Below are 25,850 nucleotides of genomic sequence, written 5' to 3'. Positions count from 1 at the left end.
CTCCTTATGTTTTTTCTGGACAATTAAACAATAAGACAAATCTGTATGATTGGGAAGAGGTTTCGATCTCTTCCCTTTATTTTTGCCAATGATAATTATACTCTAAGTTTCTTTTTTTATCTATTGTGCACAATATGACACCGGCCTGTTTTGTGCATTTTTCGCCAGCCCCGGCGCCTCATTTACTCAGCAGAGCAAAAAGCCATCATCCCTTCCCCGATTTGTCAAGGACTAATATTTTTTTTATTTTTTTCAGCCGCGCATAGAAAAATTTCTCCTGGAAATCTTGTAAGTATCAGCAAAGCGGACAGGAGGTTTTCATTCACATGGCACTGAACAAGGTCGAAATCTGCGGGGTAAATACGGCGAAGCTTCCTCTTCTGAAGCCGGAGGAAAAGGAGGCTCTGTGGGAACGGATCACACAGGGAGATAAAGAAGCGAGAGAACTGTACATCAAGGGAAATCTGCGCCTGGTCTTAAGCGTCATCAAGCGGTTCTCCGCCAGCAGTGAAAACGCAGACGATCTCTTCCAGATCGGCTGCATCGGACTTATGAAGGCCATCGACAACTTTGATGACAAGCTGGGAGTCAAATTTTCCACCTACGCCGTTCCCATGATCATAGGAGAAATCCGCCGGTATCTCCGGGACAACAACGCCATCCGGGTCAGCCGTTCCTTACGCGACACAGCTTACAAGGCCATCTACGCAAAGGAAGGGCTGACCAGAAAAAATTCCAGAGAGCCTACCATCAGCGAAATCGCAGAGGAAATCGGCATTCCCGACGAGGACATCGTCTTTGCCCTGGACGCCATTCAGAGTCCGGTCAGCCTTTACGAGCCTGTCTACACAGAAGGAGGCGACACACTCTATGTCATGGACCAAATCAGCGACAGAAAAAACCGGGAGGAGCTCTGGATTGAGGAGCTGTCCCTGAATGAGGCGATGAAAAAGCTGCCTGAGCGGGAAAACTACATCATCTCGCTGCGCTTCTTTGAAGGAAAGACGCAGATGGAGGTAGCCGAAGAGATCGGCATCTCCCAGGCTCAGGTCAGCCGGCTGGAGAAAAATGCCCTGAAAAGCATGCGGAATTACCTGAAGCTGGGGTAGCGCCAGAGGCCCGCACCTTCTGTCAGGTCTTTTCTCCCATTTCTATGATCTTCGTCCCAATCCGGTCTGTGAACGCCTTATCGTGTTCCACGAGCAGCATCGCAGGCCGGTATTTCAGCAGCAGCTCCTCTATTTGCATTCTCGAAAATACGTCGATGAAATTCAGCGGCTCGTCCCAGATATACAGATGAGCCTGTTCACAGAGACTCCTGGCTATCAGTACCTTTTTCTTCTGTCCGCCGCTGTAATCCTCCATATTTTTCTCGAACTGCTCTCTCCCGAAATCCAGCTTCCGGAGCAGAGCCAGAAAGAGCGGCAGCTCCAGGCCATAGCCTTCCGCATAGTCCGCCAGGCTTCCCTTCAGGTGTCCGGTATCCTGGGGTACGTAAGAAATGCGAAGGCCTCCTGCAGTCTCTATGGTTCCTTCCCAGCACAGCTTCTGCTCATCCTGAGCCCTGTCCGTCTTTTCCCCGGCTTCCGCCGTTCCCGCCGCATTCTTCTCCTGTGCCGCCTGCAGAACCGCCTTCAGAATACTGGACTTTCCGCAGCCGTTTCTGCCTCTCAACACTACGCATTCCCCATTTCTTATCTCAAATCCTACAGCCGGAAGAACCTTCCGATTCTCTTTCGGCTCCAAAGCTCCTTCCAGGCGCGCCGCAGGGCAGACGTCTGCGGCCGGCAGGCTTTGATCAGGCAGGGTATAGTAAACCTGCACTCCTGACAGCCTGGCCAGAACCTCCCTGTGATGGCGCAGGGGATACAGCTTCAGATCCTCTGCTGTCTCCAGATTCTTCAGCAGGCCTTCCTTTTCCTCCAGAGCCCGCTCCTGCCGGTGCTCCAGATTCTTTCTCCGCCTCTGCATCTTTCTGGACTTTTCTCCGATCAGCGGCCTTCTGCCGGTCAGGGTGATCCCTTTTCTCTTCGCCTCGGCCGCCGCCTTTTTTCCTATCTTTCTTGCCTCCAGATCGTCTGCCCACTGTTCCTTCACTCGGGCGGAGCTCTCCAGCCTTTTGATGTCCCGCTTCAGCCTCTCGTTTTCCGCCTGTTCCCAGGCGTCCTTACGCTGCTTCTGCTCCCACCAGACAGAGAAATTTCCCTTATAGACTTCGATATCCGTCTTATTAATGACCAGCACATGGTCGACACACTGATCCAGAAAATCACGGTCATGAGACACAAGGATAAATCCCTTTTTCCCTTTCAAATATTCCCGCACACTCTCCCGGCCTTCCTGATCCAGATGATTGGTCGGCTCGTCGATAAGCAGGAACTGATTGTCCCTGGAAAACAGAACTGCCAGCATCACCTTCGTCCGCTCGCCGTTGCTTAAGGTAGAAAACGCCCGGTACAGCACATCCGCGTCCACATGGAGCAGCGTCAGCTCACGGCACAGCTTCCAGAATTCATAATCCGGGTAAAGCTCTTCCACCGTCTCCAGAACTGTCCCTTCCATATTTTTCACCTCAAACGGAAAATAATCAAAGCTTTCCTCAGAAGCGATACTGCCCCTGTATTCATATTCTCCCATCAAAAGCTTCAGAAACGTAGTCTTTCCCCGCCCGTTTCTGCCTATAAAGCCCAGCCTCCAGTCTGTATCAACCTGAAAGGACACGTCCTCAAAAATATAATCCGGGCTTCCTTCATAATAAAATGTCAGATGATTGACGCTGATTAACGACATATGCATCCCTCCCATATAAAAGCGTCCAGCCCGCCCGGCGCGATGCGCCGGGCAGCTTCCGCACGCAAAAAGGTGCAGGAATCAAACTTCCTGCACCCATTCTCTCATCGCTCACAGCCAAACGCACGCCTTTTTGCGTTGTCTGAAAGAAAATTCTATCCATGTAAGAAGATATCATTCCTGCCTGCATGACACACGGATTTTGCACAAAGGCCCTTCACCCGGAAATTTCCCGGCTCCAAGTCTCCCGTAACTCTGTCATGCCTTTTCAATTTCTGAATCAGCAGGTAATAATAATCATCCTTACACCTCTTTCTGTTCTTTTTCTGTCATCACTATAAATCCTTGAGAGGAAGCTGTCAAGAGGGTATTTCCTTTTTGGCAATATCTCTTATCCATTCTCTTGTAATTCATCTTCTGACGTATCTATTTTTACAATTCCGGGAGCTCTCCCGTCAATTCTCCCGTCTCAAGACTGTATTCCTGCACCCTTCCATCCTGAATCAGAAGGTAAAAACGGTCTCCGATAAAGGTTCCCCGGCAGCTGCCATAGACGCCCGCATCTCTATTTTTCACAATCTCCAGCCTCTGCACAAATTCTCCATTTTCGTAGGAAAACAAAAGATACGCCTGCCCAAAAGAGCCGTCTATGATTCCCTGCGCCTCAAATCCGATCAGATTCTGCTCCGGATCAATCAGAAGGCTTTTGTGGTCATACAGAGCCGGACTGTAAGTGTAATTCGGAAGCAAGAGCCTCGCCTCTTCCAAGAGTGCTGACGAATCCGAAAGGTCAAACATGGAAAGCTTCAGCCCCTGCTGCTCCCCGGTCTCCTCATCCGCCTCATAGCCCAGTCCAAACAGCAGGCTGCCGCTGTAGAAATGCAGATATTCTGAAAATCCGCTGACCTTCAGCTCCGACAAAAGCCTCGGCTTCTCCGGATCGCTCATATCCACCGCAAAGAGCGGATCTGTCTGGCGAAACGTCACGAAATAGGCCGTATCTCCCAGAAAACGGGCGGAATAAAGCTGCTCTCCTTCTGCCAGGCCGTCCAGGCGGCCTGTGATTTCCAGGTTTTCATCGAGGATATAGAGGCCGTTTGACAGTCCATCTGTCTCTTCCGGGATCACGTACTCGTATCCCAGCGTTTCTCCGGTTTTGTCATCCACCAGCTGGCGCCGGATGCATTCCGTCACCGTAGTCACGGCCCGCAGATAGCCGCCATTCTGATCGAGATGAAAGCTGTCTGAAATCCTGCCCGGGACACTGCCCTCGGCCTTTGCCAGAAACCTGCCGTTTTCGTAGGAAAACCGCAGAAGCTGTGTATAATCCTGAAGCGTATCCGTCTCATACGAGATCTCTGCGCTCTGCCCCTCCTGCTCGGCCTGGCCATCCCCTGCCTGGCTGCTGTTCTGACCGTCCCCGCCATAGACGATCTGTACTCCGTCCTCATAGATAGAATACCAGGAAGCCAGATAAATATTATCCCGGCTCACATAAAACACACCGCTGTCCGCAAGCACAGCCCGGCTGTCCAGAATCTCCTGCGGCTGCTTTAAATCAATGGAAATCATGACCAGATATTCGTTCCCATCCGTCTCCTCCGGACAGATAATTTTCTTTGCAGGAATCAGCGCTCCGTCAATCTCCGGAATATAAGAGCTGTAATCCTGTTCTCCCTCTCCCGGATCAGGCGTGAAAAAGGTAAAACCGTAAAAATATCCATCCGAGAGCCTGGAAGTACTGTAGGCTCCATCCAGCGAAAAGGTCTTTATCAGTGCTGGATTTTCCCTGTCCGATATATCATAAATGTGAACTCTGGTATATTGATTATGGGTGTAGAGCACGTCTGTGCAGACAGCCACCTGCGCACTCTCCGCCGTCCTGTCTCCCACCAGGCTGTCTTCCGCGCCGGACATATAATCCGCTGTATCGTACCCGTCCTCCAGCACAATCAGAAGCCCCTCTGACACATAAAATTCCCGGGCATATTCAAACCGTCCTACAAAGGCGGTTTCCCGAAGGCCTCCTTTTGTGTCCACCACCTGAATTCCCTGATACGTCCTTCCATTCTCATCCCTTCGCTCTGCCAGCTGATAGAGATACCTCCCGTCATTTTTGACGGTATCGGCCTCGTCCACGCCTTCAGTCTGCACATTGGTTCCGCCAAACTCCTTTCCCGCGCTGTCCGAAGCCGCCTCAGCCTGGCTTTCCTCCAGCATGGCTCCTGAGATGGATTCCTCTTCTCCGTATTCTGCAATATTTTCATTCTGTATCTGTGTCTCCTGGAATCCTGCCTGAAGTATTTCATAAATCTCCTCATAGCTTTTTTCTGCAAAGCGCAGCGTATCCTGTTCCTCTGCTTCAGCTGTACCTGGCTCTGTACCCTCTCCGGCGCCGGAAGAACCAGGCTGCGGAGCTCCCGCCGTGCTCTGTCCTCCTGCCCCGGTACCGGCTTCTGGAAACAGCAGGCCTGCCCCAAAAAGCCCCAGCAGGCCCGCAGCAATCAGGCAGATACAGGCCGCCGGCACAAGAGCGGTACGGACACGCCCTCTCCAAAGCCTGCGTCTTAGTCCCTCCTGCCTTTCCGCTTCCTTTTCCCTCTCCCGTATTGTCTCTTCTATCCACTCCGGCTTCAGGCTTTCCGGAATCGGAAGCTTCCCGCTGTCCGCTCTCAGCCTGTCCAAAAAGTCTCTGCCCCTTTTCATATGCTCTCCTCCTTCTGAATCCTGCTCTTTTCCTGGAGCTCCTTTTTCTGAAGCTCCCTTTCCAGCTTCTTCAGCGCTCTCCGGTAACGGGAACGGATGGTACTGTGCCTGCGGTTCAGAAGCCCGGCTATTTCTACACCCTTGTAGCCGCCGAACACACTGAGCAGCACAATCACCCGCTCTTCCTCCTCTAATATGGACAAAAGCTCCAGAATTTCCAGCCTTTCAGCCAGGTTCGTCTCCGGCGTCGAAGCCGGCTGCCATTCTTCCGCCGGCGCCGCAGACACGCTGCTATGTCTTCCCCTTCCGCGCAGAGTCTTACGGCAGATATTGACCAGTATCTGAAAAATCCAGGCACGGAAGGACTCTTTCCTTTTCAAGCCGCCAAAATGCTTCCATGCCGCCAGGGCCGTGTCCTGTACTGCGTCCTCCGCGTCAGCCGCAGATCCCAGATAGTAATAAGCCATCCTGTAAAGGTCCGGATACACCTCTTCATATAATTTTCTAAACTCTTCCATCCCCACACCTCATATGCATATGCTGCCCTCCCGGGCATGTCCATGGATTTCTTCGTGAAATGCATTTCTATCATATAAGAGTCTCATACGGGCAGAAATGTTGCAAGCCTCAGAAGCTTTTTATTTTCTGCCAAACTCTTTTGCAGAAGCTGTCGAAAAACAGGAGAAAAATTCCTCCTCTTTCTCCCTTCCTTTGACATATTTCGCAGAACCTCTTCCCTATAATGAGGGACAGAAAGAAGGTGGACTGTGTATTATGTGCTGTACATAGACGTGCTGTTTCTGGAAAACCTGCTGCTGGACTACCTGCTGCTGACCGTGACCGCAAGGCTTTTGAAGCTCTCCCCGGGACGGCTTCGGCGAATTCTTTCCGCCGCTCTCGGAAGCCTGCTTCTCTGCCTGATTTACGCAGCTCTTCCGCAGTGTCCTCTGCCGGTTTTTCTGCTTCTCCATGGTGCTGGCGCTGCAGCCATGATTTACACAGGGCTGGGCACGAAAAGTCTCCGGATATTTGGAAAGGCTCTGATTCTGCTTTATCTCTGCAGCTTTCTGCTGGGAGGAATCTTCGGCTGGCTTCAGAATATCGTGAAGCTTCCCGTCTATCCCTTTCTTGGCCTTTCGCTTTTAAGCTACTGGCTTTTGACGCTGGGAATGAGGTGGCTGATGCGCTTCCGGCAGAGAGAACAGCATATTTATCCCGTAACACTGGGATTTCACGGACACACGATAAAAACCAGGGGCCTCATTGACACAGGCAATTCCCTGCGGGATCCCGTATTCGGGAAGCCGGTCAGCATCCTGCCCCAGGATCTGAAGCTTAAGCTATGCGGGACGGAGAAGGTGCTGCTCTATCCGGTGCCTTTTCACAGCATCGGGAAAAGAAGCGGCCTGCTGCCTGCATTTTACGCAGATTTTCTTCAGATTGAGACAGAGGGTGGCACATGCCTTCGGGTAGAACGCCCTCTGCTTGGAGTTACAAAAGAACCACTTTCTTCCAAAAAGGAATATGGCATCCTGCTGCACCCTGATCTGCTGGAGCCAGCGCCCAGTGCGATACAGGCAGATCGGAAAAATGCGGAGCCAGAGCACGCATACGAAGCGCAATACGCGCACGCAGATCAATTTTCAGGAGGAAATCAAGACAATGCTGATTAAAGTGGCAATTCCAAACCAGATTCAATTGAAATTAGTACCGAATTTTTCTGCCCTCTTCATGGGGAAGCAAAATGACGTTCACTATATCGGAGGCGCTGAGGTTCTTCCGGCCCCTCTGGAGGCAGACGAGGAAGCCCGGGCCATAAAAGAGCTTGGCACCGAGACAGGAAACGCAGCCCGTTCCCTGCTCATTGAACACAATCTCCGTCTTGTCGTCTACATAGCCAAAAAATTTGACAACACCGGCGTGGGCGTGGAGGATCTCATCTCCATCGGAACCATCGGACTCATCAAGGCCATCAACACCTTCAACAGCAGCAAAAACATCAAGCTGGCTACCTACGCCTCCCGCTGCATTGAAAATGAGATTCTGATGTATCTGCGCCGGAACAGCAAAACACGCCTGGAGGTCTCCATTGACGAGCCCCTGAATGTAGACTGGGACGGCAACGAGCTTCTGCTCTCAGATATCCTGGGGACGGACGAGGACGTCATCTACCGTGACATTGAGACGGAGATGGAACGTAAGCTCCTGGACAAAGCCATTCAAAAGCTTTCCGAGCGGGAGCGGACCATCGTAGAGCTCCGCTTCGGGCTGAAGAATCCGATGGGGCAGGAAATGACCCAGAAGGAGGTCGCAGATCTGCTTGGAATTTCCCAGTCCTATATCTCCCGGCTGGAAAAGAAAATCATAAGACGGCTGAAAAAGGAAATTATGAAATATGAATAAAGCAAAATTACCCCGGCTCCTATGGAGCGGGGTAATTTTATATCGGCGCTTCTATTTCAGGAAAGTCCGAATCATCTTATCCTTCTGCTTCGTATACGGCTGATAGCGCATCGGCAGGTCAAGCCATGTATACTTCTTCACGATGCTCTTCTCATGGCTGAAGGTCTCAAAGCTCTTCTTTCCGTGATAAGAGCCCATACCGCTGTTTCCCACTCCGCCAAAGCCCATGGCAGAGGTCGCCAGATGAATGATCGTGTCATTAACGCAGCCCCCTCCGAAGGAGGCGCGCCGCAGAAACATCTGCTCTACACTTTTATTCTGTGTGAAAATATAAAAGGCAAGAGGCTTGGGACGAGCATTCACAAAGGCCAGCGCTTCGTCCATGGACCTAACGGTCAGGATCGGCAGCAGCGGCCCGAAAATCTCTTCCTGCATTACCGCATCCTCCGGCGTCACACGATCCAGAACGGACGGCGCTATCTGCAGAGTCTCCTCGCTGCTTTCTCCTCCGAAAACCAGCTTGCTCTCATCTATCAGGCCAAGCAGGCGGTCGAAATGCTTCCGGTTTATAATTTTTCCATAATCCGGATTCTCCAGCGGCTTTCTTCCGTACATGTGCGTAATTTCTTCTTTGACATATTCCAGAAACCGTTCCTTTACCTTCTCATGTACCAATACATAATCAGGCGCTACGCAGGTCTGGCCGCAGTTCAGATATTTTCCAAACGCCAGGCGTCTGGCCGCCAGCTTCAGATTTGCGCTCTCGTCGATGACGCAGGGACTTTTTCCTCCCAGCTCCAGGGTCACAGGCGTCAGATGGGCGCTGGCCTTTTCCATCACCAGCTTTCCCACGTTCACACCGCCCGTAAAGAAGATATAATCAAACCTCTGGGCGAGCAGCCCCTGGTTCTCCTGCCGCCCTCCTTCTACCACTGCCACGTATTCCTCCGGGAAAATCTCCCTCAGAATCGAAGCCATGACCGCGGATGTCTCCGGAGAATAGGCCGAGGGCTTCACAACACAGCAGTTTCCTGCGGCCAGAGCGCCGATCAGCGGCTCCAGCGTCAGCAGCACAGGGTAATTCCAGGGAGACATCACAAGAACCACTCCGTAAGGCTCCTGTACGGTAAAGCTTCTGGCATGAAACTGAGCCAGAGGCGTACGGACTCTTTTGTCACGGCTCCAGGAACGTAAGTGCCGTTTCACATAGCCAAGCTCTGATAAAGTCAATCCCACCTCACACATATAGCTCTCTATGCGTGATTTTCCAAGATCCGCCTTCAGCGCACGGCAGAGCTCTTCCTCTCTGTTCTTAAGCGCCTGCTCCAGACGGTTCAGCGCCCTGATGCGTCCCTCTATGGGAAGAGTCTTTCCTTCCGCAAAATAAGCTCTCTGCTTCTCTACCAGACTTTCCAGCTTCTTTTCTGTCTCCATGTCTTACTCCTTCACTGCATAATAAATCTCTTCCAGCTCTTTCCGGTTCATCAGCTTCGGCACCGGATACAGGGGATTTCCCTCCTTGTCCGCATGCTTTGCCATCGTCCGGATATCACTCTGTTCGATGCCTGCAAGCCTTCTGGGGATTCCCATGGAATCGTTCATCTCCTGGATCCAGTCAATAAAGAGGGCCGCAGTCTCTGCGTCTCCCAGCGCCTCATCCACTACGCCGGAGTTCCGGGCCAGCCGGGCCAGCTTCTTCTCACAGTAAGAACCGTACATGCGAAGAACGATCGGAAGCAGAACTGCATTTGCAAGGCCATGGGGAGTGCCATACTGCCCGCCCAGGGAATGCGCCACCGCATGCACGTACCCCACATAGGATTTCGTAAAGGCTACGCCAGCGCAGTAAGCAGCCTTCAGCATGCCCTTCCGGGCAGCCTTATTCTGTCCGTCGTCATAGGCGGTTTTCAAATACTGGTGTATCAGGCGCACAGCCTCTTCAGCCATGGCGCGCGTTTCCTTGGTCGTGGAGCCGCCGATATAGGCCTCCACCGCATGGGTCAGCGCATCCATTCCCGTCGTGGCTGTGATATGCTTGGGAAGTCCTGTCGTTTCGTGATAATCCAGCACTGCATAAAGCGGGATCAGGCTGAAATCGTTGATAGGATATTTATAGTGGCGCTCGCTATCCGTAATCACAGCCGCCAGCGTCGTCTCGCTTCCCGTTCCCGCTGTAGTAGGCACAGCGATCAGCAGAGGCAGTCTTTTATGTACCTTCAAAAGCCCCTTCATCTGGCTGATGCTCTGATTCGGCTTCACAATCCTGGCTCCCGCCGCCTTTGCGCAGTCCATGGAGGATCCTCCTCCAAAAGCAATGATAGCCTGGGCCCCATGCTCCAGATAGAGCTCTCTTGCCTCCTCCACATTCCAAATCGTAGGATTGGCTACCGTCCGATCATAGACGCAGCAGGAAATCCCGTTTTCCTCCAGGGTTTTCTCCAGAAATTCCGTCAGGCCCATGGAGCGGATGCCCGCGTCCGTGACAAGCATCACAGAGTCTACGTCCCATTTCCGGCAGACGCCGGGGATCTCCCTGACAGAATGCAGAAGCTTCGGCTTCCGGTAAGGGAGAAGAGGCAGAGCCGCCCGAAAGGCTTTTTGAAAGACTCTGCAGTATATTTTTCTCAGCACAAACATGATTCTATACTCCTGTCATAAAAAACTTCTTTTTTATACTGCCCTATAATTTCCAAAAGGTCAAGTACTTTTTTGATATGTCAACAACTTCTCAAGCCTTTCAGCAGATCACTTCAGCGCTGGTATTCCGGAGCATAGGGCTCCGGAATACCAGCGCTGTCTTTCGTCCTTGTGTCTCTTATTTATTTCTCTGCAGGAACTCCGGAATCTTAATCTCTGTCTCCGGGATCTTGCTCTCCGGACGCTTCGGAGTATTCAGTCCCGGCAGCGGCTTGAAGACCGGAGTCTCTGTCTGCGCTCCCGTCTGGCTGTGGGCAGCTGAGGAAGCCGCCTTAGGAGCCTGGCTCGGGAATTTGCCGAAGCTGCTTCCCTTAGGCAGTACCTTCGTAGTACTCTTTTCGTCCAGTCCTGTGGCAATCACAGTGATCGAGGCTTCGTCGGTGTATGTATCGTCGTACATCGCACCGAAGATAATATTCGCATTGTCGCCGGCCAGATCCTGCACATAGCTGGCTGCGTCGTTGGCATCCATCAGAGTGATATCTCCTGAAATATTGATGATGACATGGGAAGCACCCATAATCGTCGTCTCCAGAAGCGGGCTTTCCACCGCCTGCTTGACGGCATCCAGCGCCTTGTCGTCGCCCTTTCCGGAACCGATTCCGATATGGGCGATGCCCTTGTCTGTCATGACAGTCTGCACATCGGCAAAATCCAGATTGATAAGAGCCGGAAGATTGATCAGATCTGTGATGCCCTGCACCGCCTGCTGCAGCACCTCGTCCGCCTTCTTCAGGGCGTCCGGCATCGTCGTCCGGCGGTCCACGATCTCCAGAAGCTTGTCATTGGGGATCACAATCAGAGTATCCACACTCTCCTTGAGCTTCTGGATACCCGCCATGGCATTATTCATACGTGTCTTGGCTTCAAATTTAAACGGCTTCGTGACTACGCCTACGGTAAGAATTCCCATATCCTTGGCCAGCCTCGCCACCACCGGAGCGCCGCCTGTGCCGGTTCCGCCGCCCATGCCACAGGTGACAAACACCATATCTGCTCCCTGAATGGCTTCCTTGATCTCTTCGATGCTTTCCTCCGCCGCTTTTTCTCCAATCTCGGGCTTTGCTCCTGCTCCGAGGCCCTTTGTCAGCTTTTCTCCAATCTGGATTGTCCGTTCTGCCTTACAAAGCTGCAGAGCCTGCCTGTCCGTATTGATACCGATAAACTCCACTCCGCCTATCTGTTCATCTATCATGCGGTTCACAGCGTTATTTCCGGCGCCGCCGACTCCAATCACGATAATTCTCGCCGCCGCTTCCGCATCATTCATCATAATCTCAAGCAAGATTTTGCCCTCCTATCTATCCCTATCCTGTCTCTATTCTGATATTTCTCATAAACCTATGGAAATCTTATCTTCGGAATTTTCTCATACAATATATGATAACTTTTTTTCCATAATTAATCAACCTTTATTTATAAGTTTTCCAAAAAATATTTTTCCTATTCAAGCCCGCGCACAATTGTCAAAAAAGGCGGAAATACGCGCCTGGCCGCAGATTTATTTGTCCTGCTCAAAGCTGATAAATTTGGAATCCTCCGTATAATTTTCCATGTGAAACACTCCGGAGCGTCCTTCCAGATCCGGGTAGAGATCATACAGCCTTCCTACCTTTTCTTCCAGAGAACCGCTGTTCCCGAGAGCCACTCGCACCTGGTCAAAATAGAGAGTCAAAGACAGATCGCTTCCAAATTCAATCCGATCCGGAGTCAGCTCATATTTCTTCACCAGCTGGGTAATCGTCAAAATCCGGTCAAAAATCGAGTCGTCCTCCACAGCCAGCTTCTGGTACAAAGCAAGCGACTGAAACTTCAGCCCTGAAATGCAGGGAACCCCTTCCTTCACCTCTGAAGAGCATTCCACGACCACGCCGTCCTGGTCGAAATAAAAATTTGAGCCCATATAGGCCACATAGCCCACAATGCTCTTCTCATAGACGCGGATTTTTACCTTTCCGGGCCCCTGAAGGCTCACTTCTATCTTGTCCACGAACGGGATGTCCTCTGTGTCAAAATATTTATATTTCAGATAAAGGTACAGGGAATTCGTGCAGTATCTGTCCGTGATCACCCGATCCTGGATCTCCTGCCCGGTGTAATAGCTGTTTCCCGTTACTTCCACTTCCCGGATCTGAAACAGGGTTACCACGATTACGCCTGCCAGCAGCAGAGCCAGCACCAGGACAGCTGCCACCAGAAATCCTCTGCCTCGTCTTTCCTTCTTTTCCCTTCTGCGAATTCTCATACACCGCTTCCTTCTTGTATCCAAACACGCCAGAATGCCATCCGGCACAGGTACAATGTCTAGCGACATTGCCTCATGTCCTTCAGACATGGGCCCTCCGGGGGATGCCATCCGGCACGGTACAATGTCTAGCGACATTGTACCATAACTCCAAGCGCTTTTAAATCCCTGATTATATTTTCATAGCCGCGGGCAATATAATGGTACTGGTGAATCCTGCTCTTTCCTTCCGCTGCCGCGGCGGCGATGCAAAGCGCCGCCCCGCCCCGCAGCTCTCTGGCCTCCAGCCGCTCCCCGTGGAGCTTCCCTACTCCGTGAATGAAGGCTCTGGATCCCTGAATATGGATCCTGGCCCCCATCCGGACAAGCTCCTCTGCGGACTTGAAGCGCTCCTCAAAAATCCGTTCGTCGATGACGCTGTCCCCTTCCGCCAGGCAGAGCGCCGCCATGAGCTGGGACTGCAGATCCGTGGGAAAACCGGGGTAAGGCGACGTACGGATCTGGATTCCGCCCCGGCACCGCCCGGGACACCAGAGAAGAAGATGATTTCCGCTGCTCTCCTGCCGGACTCCCATCTGGCTTAAAACTTTTCGAACCGCCGCAAGCTGCTCCAGCGGCGCATCTCGCAGCGCTACCTTTCCGCCCGCAGCAGCGGCAAGCAGCATATAGGTTCCTGCCACGATGCGGTCAGGCTGAATCCTGTATTCTGTTCCATGAAGCTCCTTTACGCCACGAATCCGGATGGTCCCCGTGCCCGCTCCCTCGATCTTTGCCCCCATGCAGCTTAAAAACCGGCAAAGCTCTGTGATCTCGGGCTCTCTCGCGGCATTCTGAAGGATCGTGTCCCCTTCTGCCCGCACCGCAAGCAGAACCACATTTTCCGTAGCCCCCACACTGGGAAATGGCAGCCGGATCCTCGCTCCAGCCGGGTGGGCGCAGACTGCTCTCAGCCCTTCCGGCTCCTCTGTGAGCTCCGCTCCCATCTCCCGCAGCGCCTGAAGGTGCAGATCGATAGGCCTCTTCCCGATGACGCAGCCTCCCGGATAAGGGAGAAAGGCCTCTCCAAGCCGCCCCAGCAGGCTCCCCAGCAGCATAATCGAGGAGCGCATGACACCGGCATAATCCTCCGGAGCCCGGCCGGAATGCAGGTCCCCCGCATCTATTATTAATCTTTTTCCTTCCCGGCGCGTACTGCAGCCGTAGCCTTTGAGAATCTCAAGCATGGCACTCACGTCCGAGATATCCGGGCAGTTATCAATCACAGTAATCCCTGTACCCTGCAGGGCTGCGGAGAGAATCGGAAGCACAGCGTTTTTTGATCCCTGTATGCGGACTTCACCGCAGAGCGGACTGCCGCCCTCGATTTCCAGATAATCCAAAATCTTTCCCTCCACGGTTTTCACTATACCATTAAGATATGCCGCAGGAGTGTTATGGTTCCTGCCTGACGCTCCGCGAGACGTTCAGGGCAAGCCCCATCTCCGAGAGGAGGAAAAGCACGGAGGTGCCTCCATAGCTTACAAAGGGAAGTGTGATTCCTGTATTGGGAATCGTATTTGTCACCACTGCGATATTCAGGAGCACCTGAATCAAAATATGCCCCATAATTCCAGCCGCGATCAGACTGCCCAGAAGATCCGGCACATGCACTGCAATCATCAGAAGCCTCCAGACCAGAAGCAGAAACAAAAGCATGAGAAGCAGGGCGCCCACAAGACCGAATTCCTCGCAGACAATCGAAAAAATCATATCATTCTGGGCCTCCGGCACAAAGCCCAGCTTCTGCATGCTGTTCCCATAGCCTACGCCGAAAAGGCCTCCCGAGCCGATAGCATAAAGCCCCTGCAGCGTCTGGTAACCCTTCTCGTAAGCCTCCGGGTTGCGCCAGATGGCAAGCCGCTCCAGACGGTAAGACTCCACGCTTAGAAAAATAGCCAGAAAGCCCACGCCAAGCCCGCCCATCGCAATAAACTGCAGGTACTTCGGGCTCGCCACAAAGACCAGAATCACGGCGATCCCCATAATGATAATCGCAGTGCTCAGATTGTTGGTTCCCACCAGTCCTACGATGGGAAGAATCAGCACCATCACAAAAAACATCTGCTTCAGCGAGGTCATCTTTTTCGCACGGCGGCTGATGACAGAGGACAGAAGCACAATCACCGCCAGCTTCGCAAATTCGGAAGGCTGGAAGGACAAAGGGCCGATGGACAGCCAGCGCTTTGAACCGTTGTACTCGTCGCCGAAAAACAGAACTGCCGTAGACAGCGCCAGCGATACCAGATAGCCCAGAACCGCCAGCCGTTCCCATTTGTGATAGTCGATCCTGGAAACCGCATACATGGCCGCCAATCCCAGAGACGTGGCAAAAAACTGCTTTTTCAGGTAATAGGCGCTGTCGGCAAACTTCACCTGCCCGTTCCAGGAGCTGGTGCTGTAAAGCTGAGCAAGTCCGAATCCCACCAGAATCAGCACGACCAGCAGCAAGCTGTAATCAAAAGGCTCCCGCCTCTGCTTTTTCTCTCTCCCGGTGGAATCCGGACCTGCCATATAACCTCCGTTCCGAAGCCGCTCTCTGCCTCTTCTTTTTCGACTAATCTGAAAGCTCTCGGACGTATTTTTTAAATAATCTTCCCCTCTGCTCGTAATTGTCAAACATACCCCAGCTTGCGCAGGCGGGCGACAAAAGCACCGCATCTCCCGGCCTGGCCTTCTCCGCACAGAGCTTCACAGCTTCCTCCAGGCTCTCTGCAAAGACAATATTGGAAAAGCCATGCCTTCTGGCTGTCTCTGCAATCTGCTCCGCAGTCTGACCCAGAAGTACCAGCCACTGCACCTTGTCACCAAAGCACTCAATCCAGTCATCAAAGGACACATGCTTATCGTAGCCTCCTCCGATGAGAACCGTAGGCCGGTTCATGGCCTGGACTGCCTTGATAGAAGCGTCGGTGTTCGTTCCCTTGGAATCGTTGTAATAGGCCACGCCCTTTTTCTCGGCCACAAACTCAATCCTGTGCTCTACCGCCGTAAAATGGATGACTGTCTCACGGATATTCGGCAGCGGCACGCCCATAGCCGCCGCAATGGCGACAGCCGCCATGACATTTTCATAGTTATGAGTTCCCAGAAGCTTCAGTTCACTGATGTCGCAAATCTTCGTGCGGACAGCGTCGTCACAGTAGACAATCGAGCTTCCGTCCAGGAACACACCCTGATCCAATATATGCTCCCGGCTGAAATACAGAACAGAAGCCTTTACCTGTTCCCCGAAACGCCTCGTCTCTTCGTCGTCATAATTCAGAACGCAGGTATCCGTCTCATCCTGATTTTTTGCGATATTTTCTTTCGCGCGGATATAGCAGTCCATCGTGTGGTGCCGGTCCAGATGATCGGGGGTAATATTGAGAATCGCGCTGACCCTCGGATGGAAATCCTCTATGGTCTCCAGCTGAAAGCTGCTGATCTCCGCCGCCGTAACGCTTTTTTCCGTCATATGGAGAGCCTCCCGGGTATAGGCTGTCCCAATATTGCCCACCACAAACACCTCAGGAAACCAGCTTTTCAGGATCTCACCCACCAGAGTCGTGGTGGTCGTCTTTCCGTTCGTGCCGGTAATAGCAGCCACGCGGCCCTTTCCAAAATGCCAGGCCAGCTCCACCTCGCCCCAGATCCTTGCCCCGTTCTTACGCAGCTTCTCCACAAGCGGAAGATCCACCGGCACGCCGGGACTCAAAACTGCCAGCTCCGTCTCTCTCTCTACCTCCTCGGGAAGCGCTCCGAGAATAATCCTTGCACGGCTTCCCTCCGGAAGACGGCTGCGCACCTCTTCCTCTCTCAGCTTTCCATTGCTGTCGTAGAGCACGGGAGACGCTCCGGCCTGTTCCAGAAGCTCCACTGCTCCCACGCCGCTCACGCCGCTTCCTATCACCAGAATTTTTTTATCTGTTATCATGTTCTGATTCCTCCTGCTGCTTTTTTTGCGCTACAGCGCCATGATTCCCACAAGGCAGAGTATTGCCGTCACAATGGAAAAGACAGCCACTACCCTTGTCTCAGACCAGCCGCCCAGCTCAAAATGATGATGGATCGGCGCCATGCGGAAGATTCTTTTCCCGCCGCTGAGCTTAAAATAGGTTACCTGAATCATGACAGAAAGAATCTCTGCCCAATAAATAAACGCTACGATCAGAATAAAGATCGGCATATCCATCATATAGGCGGTAGACGCCACAAAGCCGCCCAGCGCCAGCGATCCCGTATCGCCCATAAAAACACTGGCCGGATAGACGTTGAACAGCAGAAATCCCATCAGGCTTCCCACCACCGCACAGGTGATCGGATGAAGTCCGCTCTGTGTGCCAATGGCGACGACAGAAAAAAAGGTCGCAATCAGTACCGTCACGCTGGAGGCAAGGCCGTCCAGGCCGTCTGTAAAATTCGCTCCGTTTACCGTGCCGATGATTGCCAGAAAGGCCACAGGGACCGCAAGCCAGCCAAGATGCAGATAATGGCCCGGCCAGAAGGGGATCAGCATTGCCATATCCCCGCCCTTCAGATTGTACAGATAAAAGACAAAAATTCCTGTCACAAGGAACTGGCCCAGCATCTTCTGAGGCGGCGTCAGCCCTTCCGAACGGTGCAGCATAATCTTGATATAGTCATCCAGAAAGCCGATGATTCCAAAGCCTACAGTCACAAACAGAACAGGGATAATCTGCGGGTAATCCTTCACATAAATCAGGGATGTAATCGTAATTCCCGCCAGGATCATAAGGCCGCCCATCGTAGGCGTGCCAGTCTTCTTCAGATGGCTCTTTGGCCCGTCGTCCCGCTCTGTCTGTCCAAATTTCAGCCTGCGCAGCAGCGGAATCACCACTGGCCCCAAAGCTGCGCTGACAGCAAAGGAAATCAGTATCGGCAGTATCATCGTATAATCCATAATCATTTACCTCTCAGGTTCTTTTCTCCGGCGCCTTGTCTGCATCCCGCCGGCACATCAGCATTATAAGCCTTTTGGCCCCGGCGCGCAACCTTTTTCCCAAAGCTTTGGGCTGCAGCCGCGCCGGGAGAGGCAGCGGGCTGCTCCCAGAAGCGGCAGTCCGCTCCGCCGCTTCAGGCTGCGGGCTCCCCGGGATCGGAAACCACCTCGGTTTTCTCGATTCCCAGATACGGGAGAATATTCTCAAAAATGTCCCGAATCACCGGAGCCGCTATCGTGCCGCCATAATAAACGCCCTGAGGATTATGGATGATGCACATCGCCAGCACCTCCGGATCATCTGCAGGCGCAAAGCCTACGAAGGAGGAAATATATTTATTGGTACCGCGTGGAAGGGTCTGAGACGTCGCTGTCTTTCCGCCGATCCGGTAGCCTTCGATATACGCTTTATTGCCGCCGCCCTCAGATACCACCTTTTCCAGCAGGTAACGCATGGTTTCAGAGGTCTCCTCCGAGACGATCCCTTCCTTTGTCTCATAGCGGAACCGTTTCAGCAGCTCTCCCTCGCTGCTCCGAATCTCTACCCCGAAATGAGGCGTCACCCTGGTTCCCCCATTGATGATGGAGCTGATCGTCGTAGCCAGCTGAATGGGCGTAATCTGAAAGGACTGCCCAAACGAGATCGTCGCCAGCTCTACTGCTCCGATATTTTCCATCTTGTGCATAATAGTGCCCGCCTCGCCGGGGATATCGATCCCGGTCTTTGACATCAGGCCAAACTGCTGAAAATAATGGTAAAAATCCTCCACTCCAATCCTCTGACCGATGTCGATAAAGACCGGGTTGCAGGAATTCATGATTGCCTGTACAAAGGTCTCCGTTCCATGCCCGCCCACCTTATGACAGCGGATTCTCCGATCCTCCACCATGCGGAAGCCAGGGCAGCTGAAAGTGTCCGTAAGGGATACGACCCCCTTTTCCAGCGCTGCGGCCGCAGTCACCGTCTTGAAGGTGGATCCCGGCTCATAGGTATCGTTCACACTCTGGTTTCTCCACATCTGGTTCAGAAGATCCTGCTTTTCCTGTGAAGTCATTCCGCTGGTATCCACTCCGGTATTCAGCGTAAAGGGATCGTTCAAATCAAATTCCGGCACATTGACACAGGCATAGATTTCCCCATTTTTCGGATTCATAACCAGAATCGAGACGTAAGTCGCCTGCTTTTCCTCCAGCGCCTTCAGGGCCGCCTGCTGAGCATAAAGTTGAATATTGTAATCCAGGCTGACATAAAGATCGCTGCCGGAGACAGGCTCTACCCGTTCCTCGCCCGCGTCCGCAATCTCCACGCCTCTTGCGTCTGTCTCCGTCAGAATCGTCCCGTCGATTCCCTGAAGATATTCGTCATAGACTACCTCCAGGCCGATAATTCCCTGATTGTCGCTTCCCGTAAAGCCCAGAACCTTGGAAGCCAGGCTTCCATAGGGATAATAGCGCTTAAAGTCCTCGTCTACCTTAACTCCGGCCAGCTCATAGGCGCGGATCCGGTCTCCCACCTCTTTTTCCACATTCGACCTGATGCGCTCAATAGAGCTGTATTTCTCTACCTTTTCCCGCACTGTCTCTTCCGGAATTCCCAGCTCGCTGCTTAAAACCTCGATCACCCGCTCCGGATCCTCGATCTGGCTGTGGACGACAGAAATGGTGCAGACCGTACGGTTCGTAGCCAGCACGGTGCCGGTCGAATCCACGATTCTTCCTCGTGCCGCCTTAATGCTTCTCTCGCGCTCGTGTAGATCCTGGGCAAGCTCCTGATAATATTCCGACTCAAAAATCATAAGATATACCAGGCGGGCTGCCAGTCCGCCCATCGCCAGGAAGCAGACCAGAAATACCAGCACAATTTTCTTCCGGTTATAGGTTTTGCATTTCGGATTCATGAAAAAACCCCATAAACGGTTTGTTATAACCTATTATGGGGCCTGATGTTTTATGCTTTTATCCTTTGGTCACTCCTGGGAAGCGTCTGTACCGCCGCCTGTCTCTTCTGCCGTGCTGTCTCCGCCTCCGGCATCTCCCTCTTCCTCTCCGTCAGCCGGAAGAATCGGGCTCTCAATGCCGCCCATGATATCGCCGCCGTCCTCTCCAGCCAGCTCCTCTTCCGTAGGCATCGTGACCGTCTCACCTGTGTTGGGATCTACCAGAGTTCCTTCCGGCAGCTCCTCTTCTGTCTCCTCCTCACTGCCTTCCTCTGTACTCTCTGCTTCCTCTTCCGCCGCCTTCTGGGCATCCACCTCATCCTGCATATCTGCCGGAATCTCTTCGGTCGCATAGATATTTAAGTAAGGCATAGCCTCTGTCATAATATTCTTAAAAATCTCCTGAGCAAAGCTGCTGCTGGCCTGTGCTTCCGGAGACGCCGCATTCGGCTCGTCCACAACTACATAGCAGACTACCTGAGGATTATCCACTGGCGCGAAGCCAATGAAGGAAACCAGATATTTCCTGTCGGAACGCGGAATCTTCTGGGCCGTTCCTGTCTTGCCGCCCATGGCATAGCCCGCCACACGGGCATTCCGGCCTGTGGCATTATTTCCGTTGGAATCAGCCTCACCGTACATGGTATGGTACAGATACTGGCGTACAAGAGAGGAAGTCTTTTCCGATACCGTCTGGCGGACCAGCGTCGCATTGATTGTCTCCACAGTACCTCCGTCCGCGTCCAGAATCTTCTTTACCACATGCGGCTGATAATAATAGCCGCCGTTGATGACGGATGAAAAGGCAGATGCCACCTGAATCATGGTGGTATTGTAGCCCTGGCCAAAGGAACTGGTCGCAAGCTCCGTCACTCCCAGCGTGTCCTCGTTGAATACCGTCGAAGCATTGTTGGCCTCGCCGGGAAGATCGATATTCGTCTTCAGGCCGAAATTAAAGATTTCCTGATATTTCAGATAATTCTCATACCCAAGCTTTGCGCCGATCTGCATCAGCGCGTCGTTGCAGGAGAACATCAGGGCGCCCTCCAGCGTGATGATGCCATGTCCCGCACGCTTGGAGCATTTAATCTTCGGCTGTCCCTCCACAACCACCTGGCCTCCATCGCAGAGGAAGGTGCTGGAATCCGACACTACACCCAGCTCCAGCGCCGCTGCCACAGTCAGGGGCTTCACCGTAGACCCCGGCTCATAGCCGTCGCTGATACAAAAGTTCCGCCACATCTGGTTTCTGGCGTCCAGAAGCTCGTCTTCTGTCATAGCGTCTGCCTGCTCCTGGGCCAGATATCCATTTTCCACCAGGTCATGAGGGTTGTTTAAATCAAAATCCACATCGCTGGCCATGGCCAGAATCTCCCCGTTCTGGGGATTCATCATAATGACGCCGATATTCTTAGCCGCCGGACCTTCCACATTCTTATCCGTATAGTCCTCAATAAATTTGTCTATATATTTTTCCACTATCTCCTGAAGCGTCGCGTCTATCGTAGACACTACCGTGTGCCCATCCTCCGGCTGGCGCACCATCGTGGACTGCTCCAGATCCTCGTTCAGATATTTATAGCTTCTGCCGCTCGTCCCATTTAAGACACTGTTGTATTCCTGCTCAATCCCGGTCTGGCCTACGTCTCCTGTCACATTATTGCCGGTTACCGTATAGCCAAGCACATGGCAGGCCAGCGTATTATAGGGATAACGCCGGATATAACCCGGCTCAAACCAGACGCCCTTTATCAGCGTTCCGGTCTCCTCATCCTCCTGAAGCGCCTCAAACTCCGAGATCTCATCCTTGGTCAGCTTTCTCAACAGCACTATATAGCTGCTGCTGATATTCTCGTTGTAGGTAGACCGCAGCTCTGCCTCATCCAGATCAAAGCATTGGGCCAGGGCCTGAAGCGTAGTCCCCACATAATCTCTGTCAGGATACTGTTCTGCACTCTCAGCAAGCACCTTTGCATCCAGAACCAGGTTGTAGACCTTCTCGCTGGTAGCCAGAATCGTACCGTTTCGGTCGAGGATGTCACCCCGGCGGAAAGGCAGCAGAATGCTGTTCGTATCCTGCTGCGCCAGCACTCTCTTCGTATATTTGTCGCCGTTGGTCTTATTGATATAGGCCAGACGCACGTTTACTCCAATTAAAGCAAGCACTATTATTGCAAATAACAGTGCCAGCTTATTCTTTACCCTGTTTGTCAACAGCGCCTGGCGGCGCACTCTTTTCTTTCTCTTACTGCTCAAATTACTCACCTGTGATTGTGCCCAGTAATTCCTTCAGTCCGCTCTCTTCCTCAGGGATGTCCGCATACTGCCTTACATAGTCGCTCCCCTCGCTGTCATACATGACTACCTGATCCTCCTGGGCATACACCATACCAAGCTCGTTGATGGCGATATCCCGGATCTCTTCCAGATCTACGGACGTAACTACCCGGTTATATTCATCATCATTCTCTTCCTGCAGATCAGAAAGCTGTGATTCCAACGCGGCGATATTCTTCACCTTCGCGGTATTGTCCGCCTGAAGCTGAAGATATCCGATGCATACCCACAGAGTCAGGCCGCAGGCCGCCGTCAGGAAAAGAACGTATCCAAGTCCCAGCCCCTGTGCCTGCGCCTTTGTCCTGCGGCGCGCCTCCGGCTGGCGGCGCCTCTCCCGTCTTTCTCTTGGATTTTCGCTGCTCTGAAGCTTACGGACAGAGGTCCCTTCCACGTAGCCTGTCCTTCTGCTTTCATTTTTTCTTTTGTCCGTATAGATGCTTCTAATCTCTGCCATGATCTATTTCCCGACTTTCCTAAATCCGCTCAAATACGCGAAGCTTCGCGCTTTTGGCCCTTTTGTTTCTCTCAAGCTCTTCCCTTCCCGGAAGAATCGGCTTTTTAACAGCTGCCCTGCCCTTCGGTTTTTTACCACACACACACACAGGAAAGTTTGAAGGGCAGGTACAGGGGTTTTCGTTTGTCTTAAAAATCGTCTTTACAATCCGATCCTCCAGAGAATGGAAGGTGATCACACAGATCCTTCCTCCCGGATTCAGCAGATCAATCATATCGTCCAGGGAATTTTTCAGAACCTCCAGCTCCTGGTTCAGCTCGATCCGGATCGCCTGAAAGGTCCTCTTCGACGGATGACCTCCCACAGCACGCAGCTTCGCCGGAATCGCGCCTCGAATAATATCGTTCAATTCCCCTGTCGTCTCTATGGGTTTCTTCTCTCTTGCTTCTACAATATGCTTCGCTATATTTCCCGCGAACCGTTCCTCTCCCAGATCCCGGATTACCCTGTAGAGCTCTGTCTCTGAATAGTGATTTACGATATCCTTTGCCGTCTTGGTCTGCCGCTGATCCATACGCATGTCCAGGGGCGCGTCCACCCGGTAGGTGAAGCCTCTGTCCGCCGCGTCAAGCTGATAGGAGGAAACGCCCAAATCCAGCACAATCCCGTCTACCTGCCCGACGCCAAGCTTCTGAAGCTCAGAACGCATATTGCAGTAATTGCTGCGCACTATCGTCACCCGGTCCTGAAATTCCTCCAGGCGTTTTCCTGCTGCGGCAATGGCGTCTGCATCCTGGTCGATCCCGATCAGTCTTCCCTTTTCCGAAAGCCTCCTGCATATCTCATAGGAATGTCCGCCCCCGCCCAGGGTCCCGTCCACATAGATACCGTCCGGCCGGATATTCAGCTGTTCTATGGTCTCGTCCAGCAAGACCGATACATGAGAAAATTCCATAAACTTCCCCCGGCTCTTTAGATATCCAGTCCAAGCTCTGTCAGCTGTCCTGCAATCTCGTCCATATCGATTTCTTCGTAATTGTTATTCTCGTTCCACTTCTGTTCGCTCCAGATCTCAATCCGGTTCAGGAGTCCTGCAAGGATAACATCCTTCTCAATCCCTGCAAACTTACGTAAGGTCGCAGGAAGTAAAATTCTCCCCTGCTTGTCAAACTCGCAGGAAGTGGCGCCCGCAGTCAGGAATCTTACGAAGGAACGGGCATTCTTGTTCGTCGTCGGAAGCTTCTTCAGCTTCTCCTCATAGGCCTCCCACTCGTTCAGCGGAAATACGAAGAGGCAGCCGTCCAGTCCCCGTGTAACGATGCACTCGTCTCCGAGCTGCTCCCGAAACTTCGATGGAATAATCAGCCTGCCCTTGGCGTCTACTGTATGACTGTATTCTCCGCGGAACATGGCTCTCACCCCACTTTCGCCGTTTCAAAGCTTTGATTCACCACTTTTCTTTACTTTGAAACCACCTTTCCCCACGATTCACCACTTATGGGTTAATAATATCTTAATTTTTCTTAAAAATCAAGGGATTTTTCTGTGAAAATTGCACAAAAAAGAAGGACCACAACATCTTGTTCTCACGCTCGCATCGGATACAAGATATTGTTGTCCTTCTATATAATTACCACAAGTTTCCACATACGCTTCTCAGACTCTGCGGCACGTCTTCATAAATTCTTAAATTTTACCCCGCCTTTTGTCTCTCATGATCCAGATCAGGCCGCTCACCCCACTGATTCCAAGCACAATCAGCATCACATGGGAATATTCTCCGGCCAGATACGCGATATACCCCCAGGATTCCCCCACAAAGGCTCCCAGGGAAACCAGGAGAATATTCCAGATCAGGGAGCCCGCAGTAGTATAAAGGAAAAACTGCGGCAGCCTCATCCTGCTCATACCCGCCGGAATCGAAATCAGGCTCCGCACCACAGGCACGCAGCGGCAGAAAAATACAGCCTTACACCCTGTCCTCTGAAACCAGCCGTCCGCCTTTTCCACATCCGAGGCCCTTAAGCCTATCAGCCTTCCGACAGGCCCGTCTGCCAGCCTTTTCAGTCTTTCCATGTTCAAAATCAGTCCCACCCCGTAAAGCACCACAGCGCCTGCCAGCGAACCAAGTGTCGCTGCCAGCACCACTCCCGGCACTCCCAGGCTTGTATAAGTCGTCAAAAAACCGCCGAAGGTCAAAATGACCTCCGACGGAATCGGTGGAAATATATTTTCCAGGGCAATCAGAAAAAAGATGCCCGGGTACCCATACTGCTCCATCAGGGAAATTATCAGCTCCTGCAATCCTCTCTCCTCGCTTCCATCCTTCTGCATTCCCATGCCTGATGCCCGGCCCCGCTTTTGTTCCGCTGCCAGCCATCACCTGCATTTTCCCGTTCTGGAAACAATCTATGCAAAAGCCCTTCCTTTCATTCCTCTGAAGCTGCGGGCGGGAAGGCCTTTCAGAATCCGGAAAGCCTTCCCGTCCGCAGCACTTCAGCTTTTACCTTCCTGCCTTCCTGTCCGCCCGGATCAGCCGCTTCAGTCCCTCCACAGCTACGCGCACAGACTGAGAGGTATCCTCGCTCATATCCTGGTCAAGCCCGGCAGCCTCCCGTTCCTGATTCCAGATCACATGGAAGCAGGCTCCGCACCGGCAGCCCAGCGCCGACGCCACTACAAACAGGGCAGCAGACTCCATCTCGCTTGCCTTGACCCCAAGGCGCTTCCAGCTCTCCCACTTCTGCTGGAGTTCATAGAAAACCGGCGACTTCTCCGGCGAATGCTGCCCATAGAAGCTGTCCTTGCACTGGACTACTCCCAGATGAAGCGGCAGATTCAACGCCCGGACAGCCTCCGCCAGGCAGCCTGTCACCTCAAAATCCGGCACGGCCGGAAATTCGATCGGCGCATACTCCAGGCTTGTATGTTCATACCGGATAGAGCCTGTAGCCACCACGATATCTCCGGACTTTACATCCAGGGCGATTCCTCCGCAGGTTCCTGTCCGGATAAAGGTATCCGCTCCGCAGTCATGAAGCTCTTCCATGGCGATAGCCGCTGAAGGCCCTCCGATTCCGGTAGAACAGGCTGTCACCTTTTCCCCGAGCAGCGTGCCTGTCCAGATATTGAATTCCCGGTTCTGCGCCACAGGGCGGGCGTCGTCGAACAGGGCAGCTATCGACGGCACGCGGCCGGGATCTCCCGGCAGAATGCAGTAACGGCCGATATCCTCAGGGGTACAGTGAAGATGAAACTGTTTTTCTGTTTTCTGCATATGGCAAACCCTCCTTTGATTTCCTT

General features: G+C 52.6%; 21 protein-coding genes. 3 read left to right on the top strand and 18 right to left on the bottom strand.

Annotation, left to right across the window (positions count from 1 at the left end; genetic code table 11):
* Positions 1-326: 326 nt before the first annotated feature.
* Positions 327-1,109: an RNA polymerase sporulation sigma factor SigG gene (gene sigG, locus B5E77_RS11995; RefSeq protein WP_087165594.1), complete on the top strand. Its 783-nt coding sequence runs from the start codon at positions 327-329 to the stop codon at positions 1,107-1,109.
* A 22-nt stretch (positions 1,110-1,131) separates the two neighbouring features.
* Here sigG and B5E77_RS11990 read toward each other — a convergent pair whose 3' ends face one another.
* The 3 genes from B5E77_RS11990 to B5E77_RS11980 form a co-directional block, all read right to left on the bottom strand.
* Positions 1,132-2,790 carry an ATP-binding cassette domain-containing protein gene (locus B5E77_RS11990; protein WP_087165593.1) on the bottom strand — a complete coding sequence of 553 codons (1,659 nt, stop codon included), beginning with the start codon at positions 2,788-2,790 and terminating at the stop codon, positions 1,132-1,134.
* 432 nt (positions 2,791-3,222) lie between these two features.
* The gene (locus B5E77_RS11985) at positions 3,223-5,496 is read right to left on the bottom strand and encodes a beta-propeller domain-containing protein (protein ID WP_087165592.1); all 2,274 of its coding nucleotides are present in this window, start codon (positions 5,494-5,496) and stop codon (positions 3,223-3,225) included.
* Positions 5,493-6,014 (bottom strand): RNA polymerase sigma factor, encoded by a 522-nt coding sequence (locus tag B5E77_RS11980; protein WP_087165591.1) that lies wholly within the window; start codon positions 6,012-6,014, stop codon positions 5,493-5,495. The genes B5E77_RS11985 and B5E77_RS11980 overlap by 4 nt, the downstream gene beginning before the upstream one ends.
* Before the next feature lie 249 nt (positions 6,015-6,263).
* Here B5E77_RS11980 and B5E77_RS11975 point away from each other — a divergent pair, with 249 nt between their 5' ends.
* Both B5E77_RS11975 and sigE read left to right on the top strand, forming a co-directional pair.
* On the top strand, positions 6,264-7,169 hold the full coding sequence (locus B5E77_RS11975) for a sigma-E processing peptidase SpoIIGA (protein ID WP_087165590.1): 906 nt from the start codon (positions 6,264-6,266) through the stop codon (positions 7,167-7,169).
* Positions 7,159-7,899, top strand: a complete 741-nt coding sequence (sigE, locus tag B5E77_RS11970) for an RNA polymerase sporulation sigma factor SigE (protein WP_087165589.1) — start codon at positions 7,159-7,161, stop codon at positions 7,897-7,899. Before B5E77_RS11975 ends, sigE begins: the two co-directional genes overlap by 11 nt.
* A gap of 51 nt (positions 7,900-7,950) precedes the next feature.
* On the opposite strand, the gene B5E77_RS11965 is transcribed toward sigE, so the two are convergent.
* The 15 genes from B5E77_RS11965 to udp form a co-directional block, all read right to left on the bottom strand.
* Entirely contained in the window at positions 7,951-9,333 is a 1,383-nt protein-coding gene (locus B5E77_RS11965) for an aldehyde dehydrogenase (RefSeq protein WP_087165588.1), read from the bottom strand.
* 3 nt (positions 9,334-9,336) lie between these two features.
* A complete protein-coding gene (locus B5E77_RS11960; RefSeq protein WP_087165587.1) occupies positions 9,337-10,536 on the bottom strand; it encodes an iron-containing alcohol dehydrogenase in 1,200 nt (399 codons plus the stop codon).
* Positions 10,537-10,714: 178 nt separating this feature from the next.
* Entirely contained in the window at positions 10,715-11,881 is a 1,167-nt protein-coding gene (gene ftsZ, locus B5E77_RS11955) for a cell division protein FtsZ (RefSeq protein ID WP_242963717.1), read from the bottom strand.
* Between the two features lie 216 nt (positions 11,882-12,097).
* Complete coding sequence (locus tag B5E77_RS11950; RefSeq protein ID WP_162609691.1) at positions 12,098-12,841, bottom strand: cell division protein FtsQ/DivIB; 744 nt, start codon at positions 12,839-12,841, stop codon at positions 12,098-12,100.
* A gap of 128 nt (positions 12,842-12,969) precedes the next feature.
* A complete protein-coding gene (gene murA, locus B5E77_RS11945; protein WP_087165585.1) occupies positions 12,970-14,220 on the bottom strand; it encodes a UDP-N-acetylglucosamine 1-carboxyvinyltransferase in 1,251 nt (416 codons plus the stop codon).
* Between the two features lie 52 nt (positions 14,221-14,272).
* The gene (locus tag B5E77_RS11940) at positions 14,273-15,391 is read right to left on the bottom strand and encodes an FtsW/RodA/SpoVE family cell cycle protein (RefSeq protein ID WP_087165584.1); all 1,119 of its coding nucleotides are present in this window, start codon (positions 15,389-15,391) and stop codon (positions 14,273-14,275) included.
* A gap of 43 nt (positions 15,392-15,434) precedes the next feature.
* Complete coding sequence (gene murD, locus B5E77_RS11935; protein ID WP_087165583.1) at positions 15,435-16,793, bottom strand: UDP-N-acetylmuramoyl-L-alanine--D-glutamate ligase; 1,359 nt, start codon at positions 16,791-16,793, stop codon at positions 15,435-15,437.
* A gap of 30 nt (positions 16,794-16,823) precedes the next feature.
* Entirely contained in the window at positions 16,824-17,780 is a 957-nt protein-coding gene (gene mraY / locus B5E77_RS11930; protein WP_087165604.1) for a phospho-N-acetylmuramoyl-pentapeptide-transferase, read from the bottom strand.
* A 173-nt stretch (positions 17,781-17,953) separates the two neighbouring features.
* Positions 17,954-19,717 carry a peptidoglycan D,D-transpeptidase FtsI family protein gene (locus tag B5E77_RS11925; protein ID WP_087165582.1) on the bottom strand — a complete coding sequence of 588 codons (1,764 nt, stop codon included), beginning with the start codon at positions 19,715-19,717 and terminating at the stop codon, positions 17,954-17,956.
* Positions 19,718-19,786: 69 nt separating this feature from the next.
* Complete coding sequence (locus tag B5E77_RS11920; RefSeq protein WP_242963715.1) at positions 19,787-22,012, bottom strand: peptidoglycan D,D-transpeptidase FtsI family protein; 2,226 nt, start codon at positions 22,010-22,012, stop codon at positions 19,787-19,789.
* 1 nt (position 22,013) lies between these two features.
* Complete coding sequence (locus B5E77_RS11915) at positions 22,014-22,547, bottom strand: hypothetical protein (protein WP_087165581.1); 534 nt, start codon at positions 22,545-22,547, stop codon at positions 22,014-22,016.
* A 19-nt stretch (positions 22,548-22,566) separates the two neighbouring features.
* Positions 22,567-23,502, bottom strand: a complete 936-nt coding sequence (rsmH, locus tag B5E77_RS11910; protein WP_087165580.1) for a 16S rRNA (cytosine(1402)-N(4))-methyltransferase RsmH — start codon at positions 23,500-23,502, stop codon at positions 22,567-22,569.
* 17 nt (positions 23,503-23,519) lie between these two features.
* Positions 23,520-23,957, bottom strand: a complete 438-nt coding sequence (gene mraZ, locus B5E77_RS11905) for a division/cell wall cluster transcriptional repressor MraZ (RefSeq protein ID WP_087165579.1) — start codon at positions 23,955-23,957, stop codon at positions 23,520-23,522.
* A 276-nt stretch (positions 23,958-24,233) separates the two neighbouring features.
* On the bottom strand, positions 24,234-24,851 hold the full coding sequence (locus B5E77_RS11900) for a DedA family protein (RefSeq protein ID WP_204248049.1): 618 nt from the start codon (positions 24,849-24,851) through the stop codon (positions 24,234-24,236).
* A 199-nt stretch (positions 24,852-25,050) separates the two neighbouring features.
* A complete protein-coding gene (gene udp, locus B5E77_RS11895) occupies positions 25,051-25,824 on the bottom strand; it encodes a uridine phosphorylase (protein WP_087165577.1) in 774 nt (257 codons plus the stop codon).
* Positions 25,825-25,850: the final 26 nt, after the last annotated feature.

Source organism: Lachnoclostridium sp. An131, from assembly GCF_002160825.1.
In the GTDB taxonomy this organism is placed as follows: domain Bacteria; phylum Bacillota; class Clostridia; order Lachnospirales; family Lachnospiraceae; genus Laedolimicola.
This window is presented reverse-complemented; position numbering and strand designations above follow the sequence as displayed.

What these genes read in the sequence shown, in the direction of transcription:
- sigG (WP_087165594.1), top strand. Translation starts at nt 327, where the DNA reads ATGGCACTGAACAAGGTCGAAATCTGCGGGGTAAATACGGCGAAGCTT.
- B5E77_RS11990 (WP_087165593.1), bottom strand. Translation starts at nt 2,790, where the DNA reads ATGTCGTTAATCAGCGTCAATCATCTGACATTTTATTATGAAGGAAGC.
- B5E77_RS11985 (WP_087165592.1), bottom strand. Translation starts at nt 5,496, where the DNA reads ATGAAAAGGGGCAGAGACTTTTTGGACAGGCTGAGAGCGGACAGCGGG.
- B5E77_RS11980 (WP_087165591.1), bottom strand. Translation starts at nt 6,014, where the DNA reads ATGGAAGAGTTTAGAAAATTATATGAAGAGGTGTATCCGGACCTTTAC.
- sigE (WP_087165589.1), top strand. Translation starts at nt 7,159, where the DNA reads ATGCTGATTAAAGTGGCAATTCCAAACCAGATTCAATTGAAATTAGTA.
- B5E77_RS11965 (WP_087165588.1), bottom strand. Translation starts at nt 9,333, where the DNA reads ATGGAGACAGAAAAGAAGCTGGAAAGTCTGGTAGAGAAGCAGAGAGCT.
- B5E77_RS11960 (WP_087165587.1), bottom strand. Translation starts at nt 10,536, where the DNA reads ATGTTTGTGCTGAGAAAAATATACTGCAGAGTCTTTCAAAAAGCCTTT.
- B5E77_RS11950 (WP_162609691.1), bottom strand. Translation starts at nt 12,841, where the DNA reads ATGAGAATTCGCAGAAGGGAAAAGAAGGAAAGACGAGGCAGAGGATTT.
- B5E77_RS11940 (WP_087165584.1), bottom strand. Translation starts at nt 15,391, where the DNA reads ATGGCAGGTCCGGATTCCACCGGGAGAGAGAAAAAGCAGAGGCGGGAG.
- murD (WP_087165583.1), bottom strand. Translation starts at nt 16,793, where the DNA reads ATGATAACAGATAAAAAAATTCTGGTGATAGGAAGCGGCGTGAGCGGC.
- mraY (WP_087165604.1), bottom strand. Translation starts at nt 17,780, where the DNA reads ATGGATTATACGATGATACTGCCGATACTGATTTCCTTTGCTGTCAGC.
- B5E77_RS11925 (WP_087165582.1), bottom strand. Translation starts at nt 19,717, where the DNA reads ATGAATCCGAAATGCAAAACCTATAACCGGAAGAAAATTGTGCTGGTA.
- B5E77_RS11915 (WP_087165581.1), bottom strand. Translation starts at nt 22,547, where the DNA reads ATGGCAGAGATTAGAAGCATCTATACGGACAAAAGAAAAAATGAAAGC.
- rsmH (WP_087165580.1), bottom strand. Translation starts at nt 23,502, where the DNA reads ATGGAATTTTCTCATGTATCGGTCTTGCTGGACGAGACCATAGAACAG.
- mraZ (WP_087165579.1), bottom strand. Translation starts at nt 23,957, where the DNA reads ATGTTCCGCGGAGAATACAGTCATACAGTAGACGCCAAGGGCAGGCTG.
- udp (WP_087165577.1), bottom strand. Translation starts at nt 25,824, where the DNA reads ATGCAGAAAACAGAAAAACAGTTTCATCTTCACTGTACCCCTGAGGAT.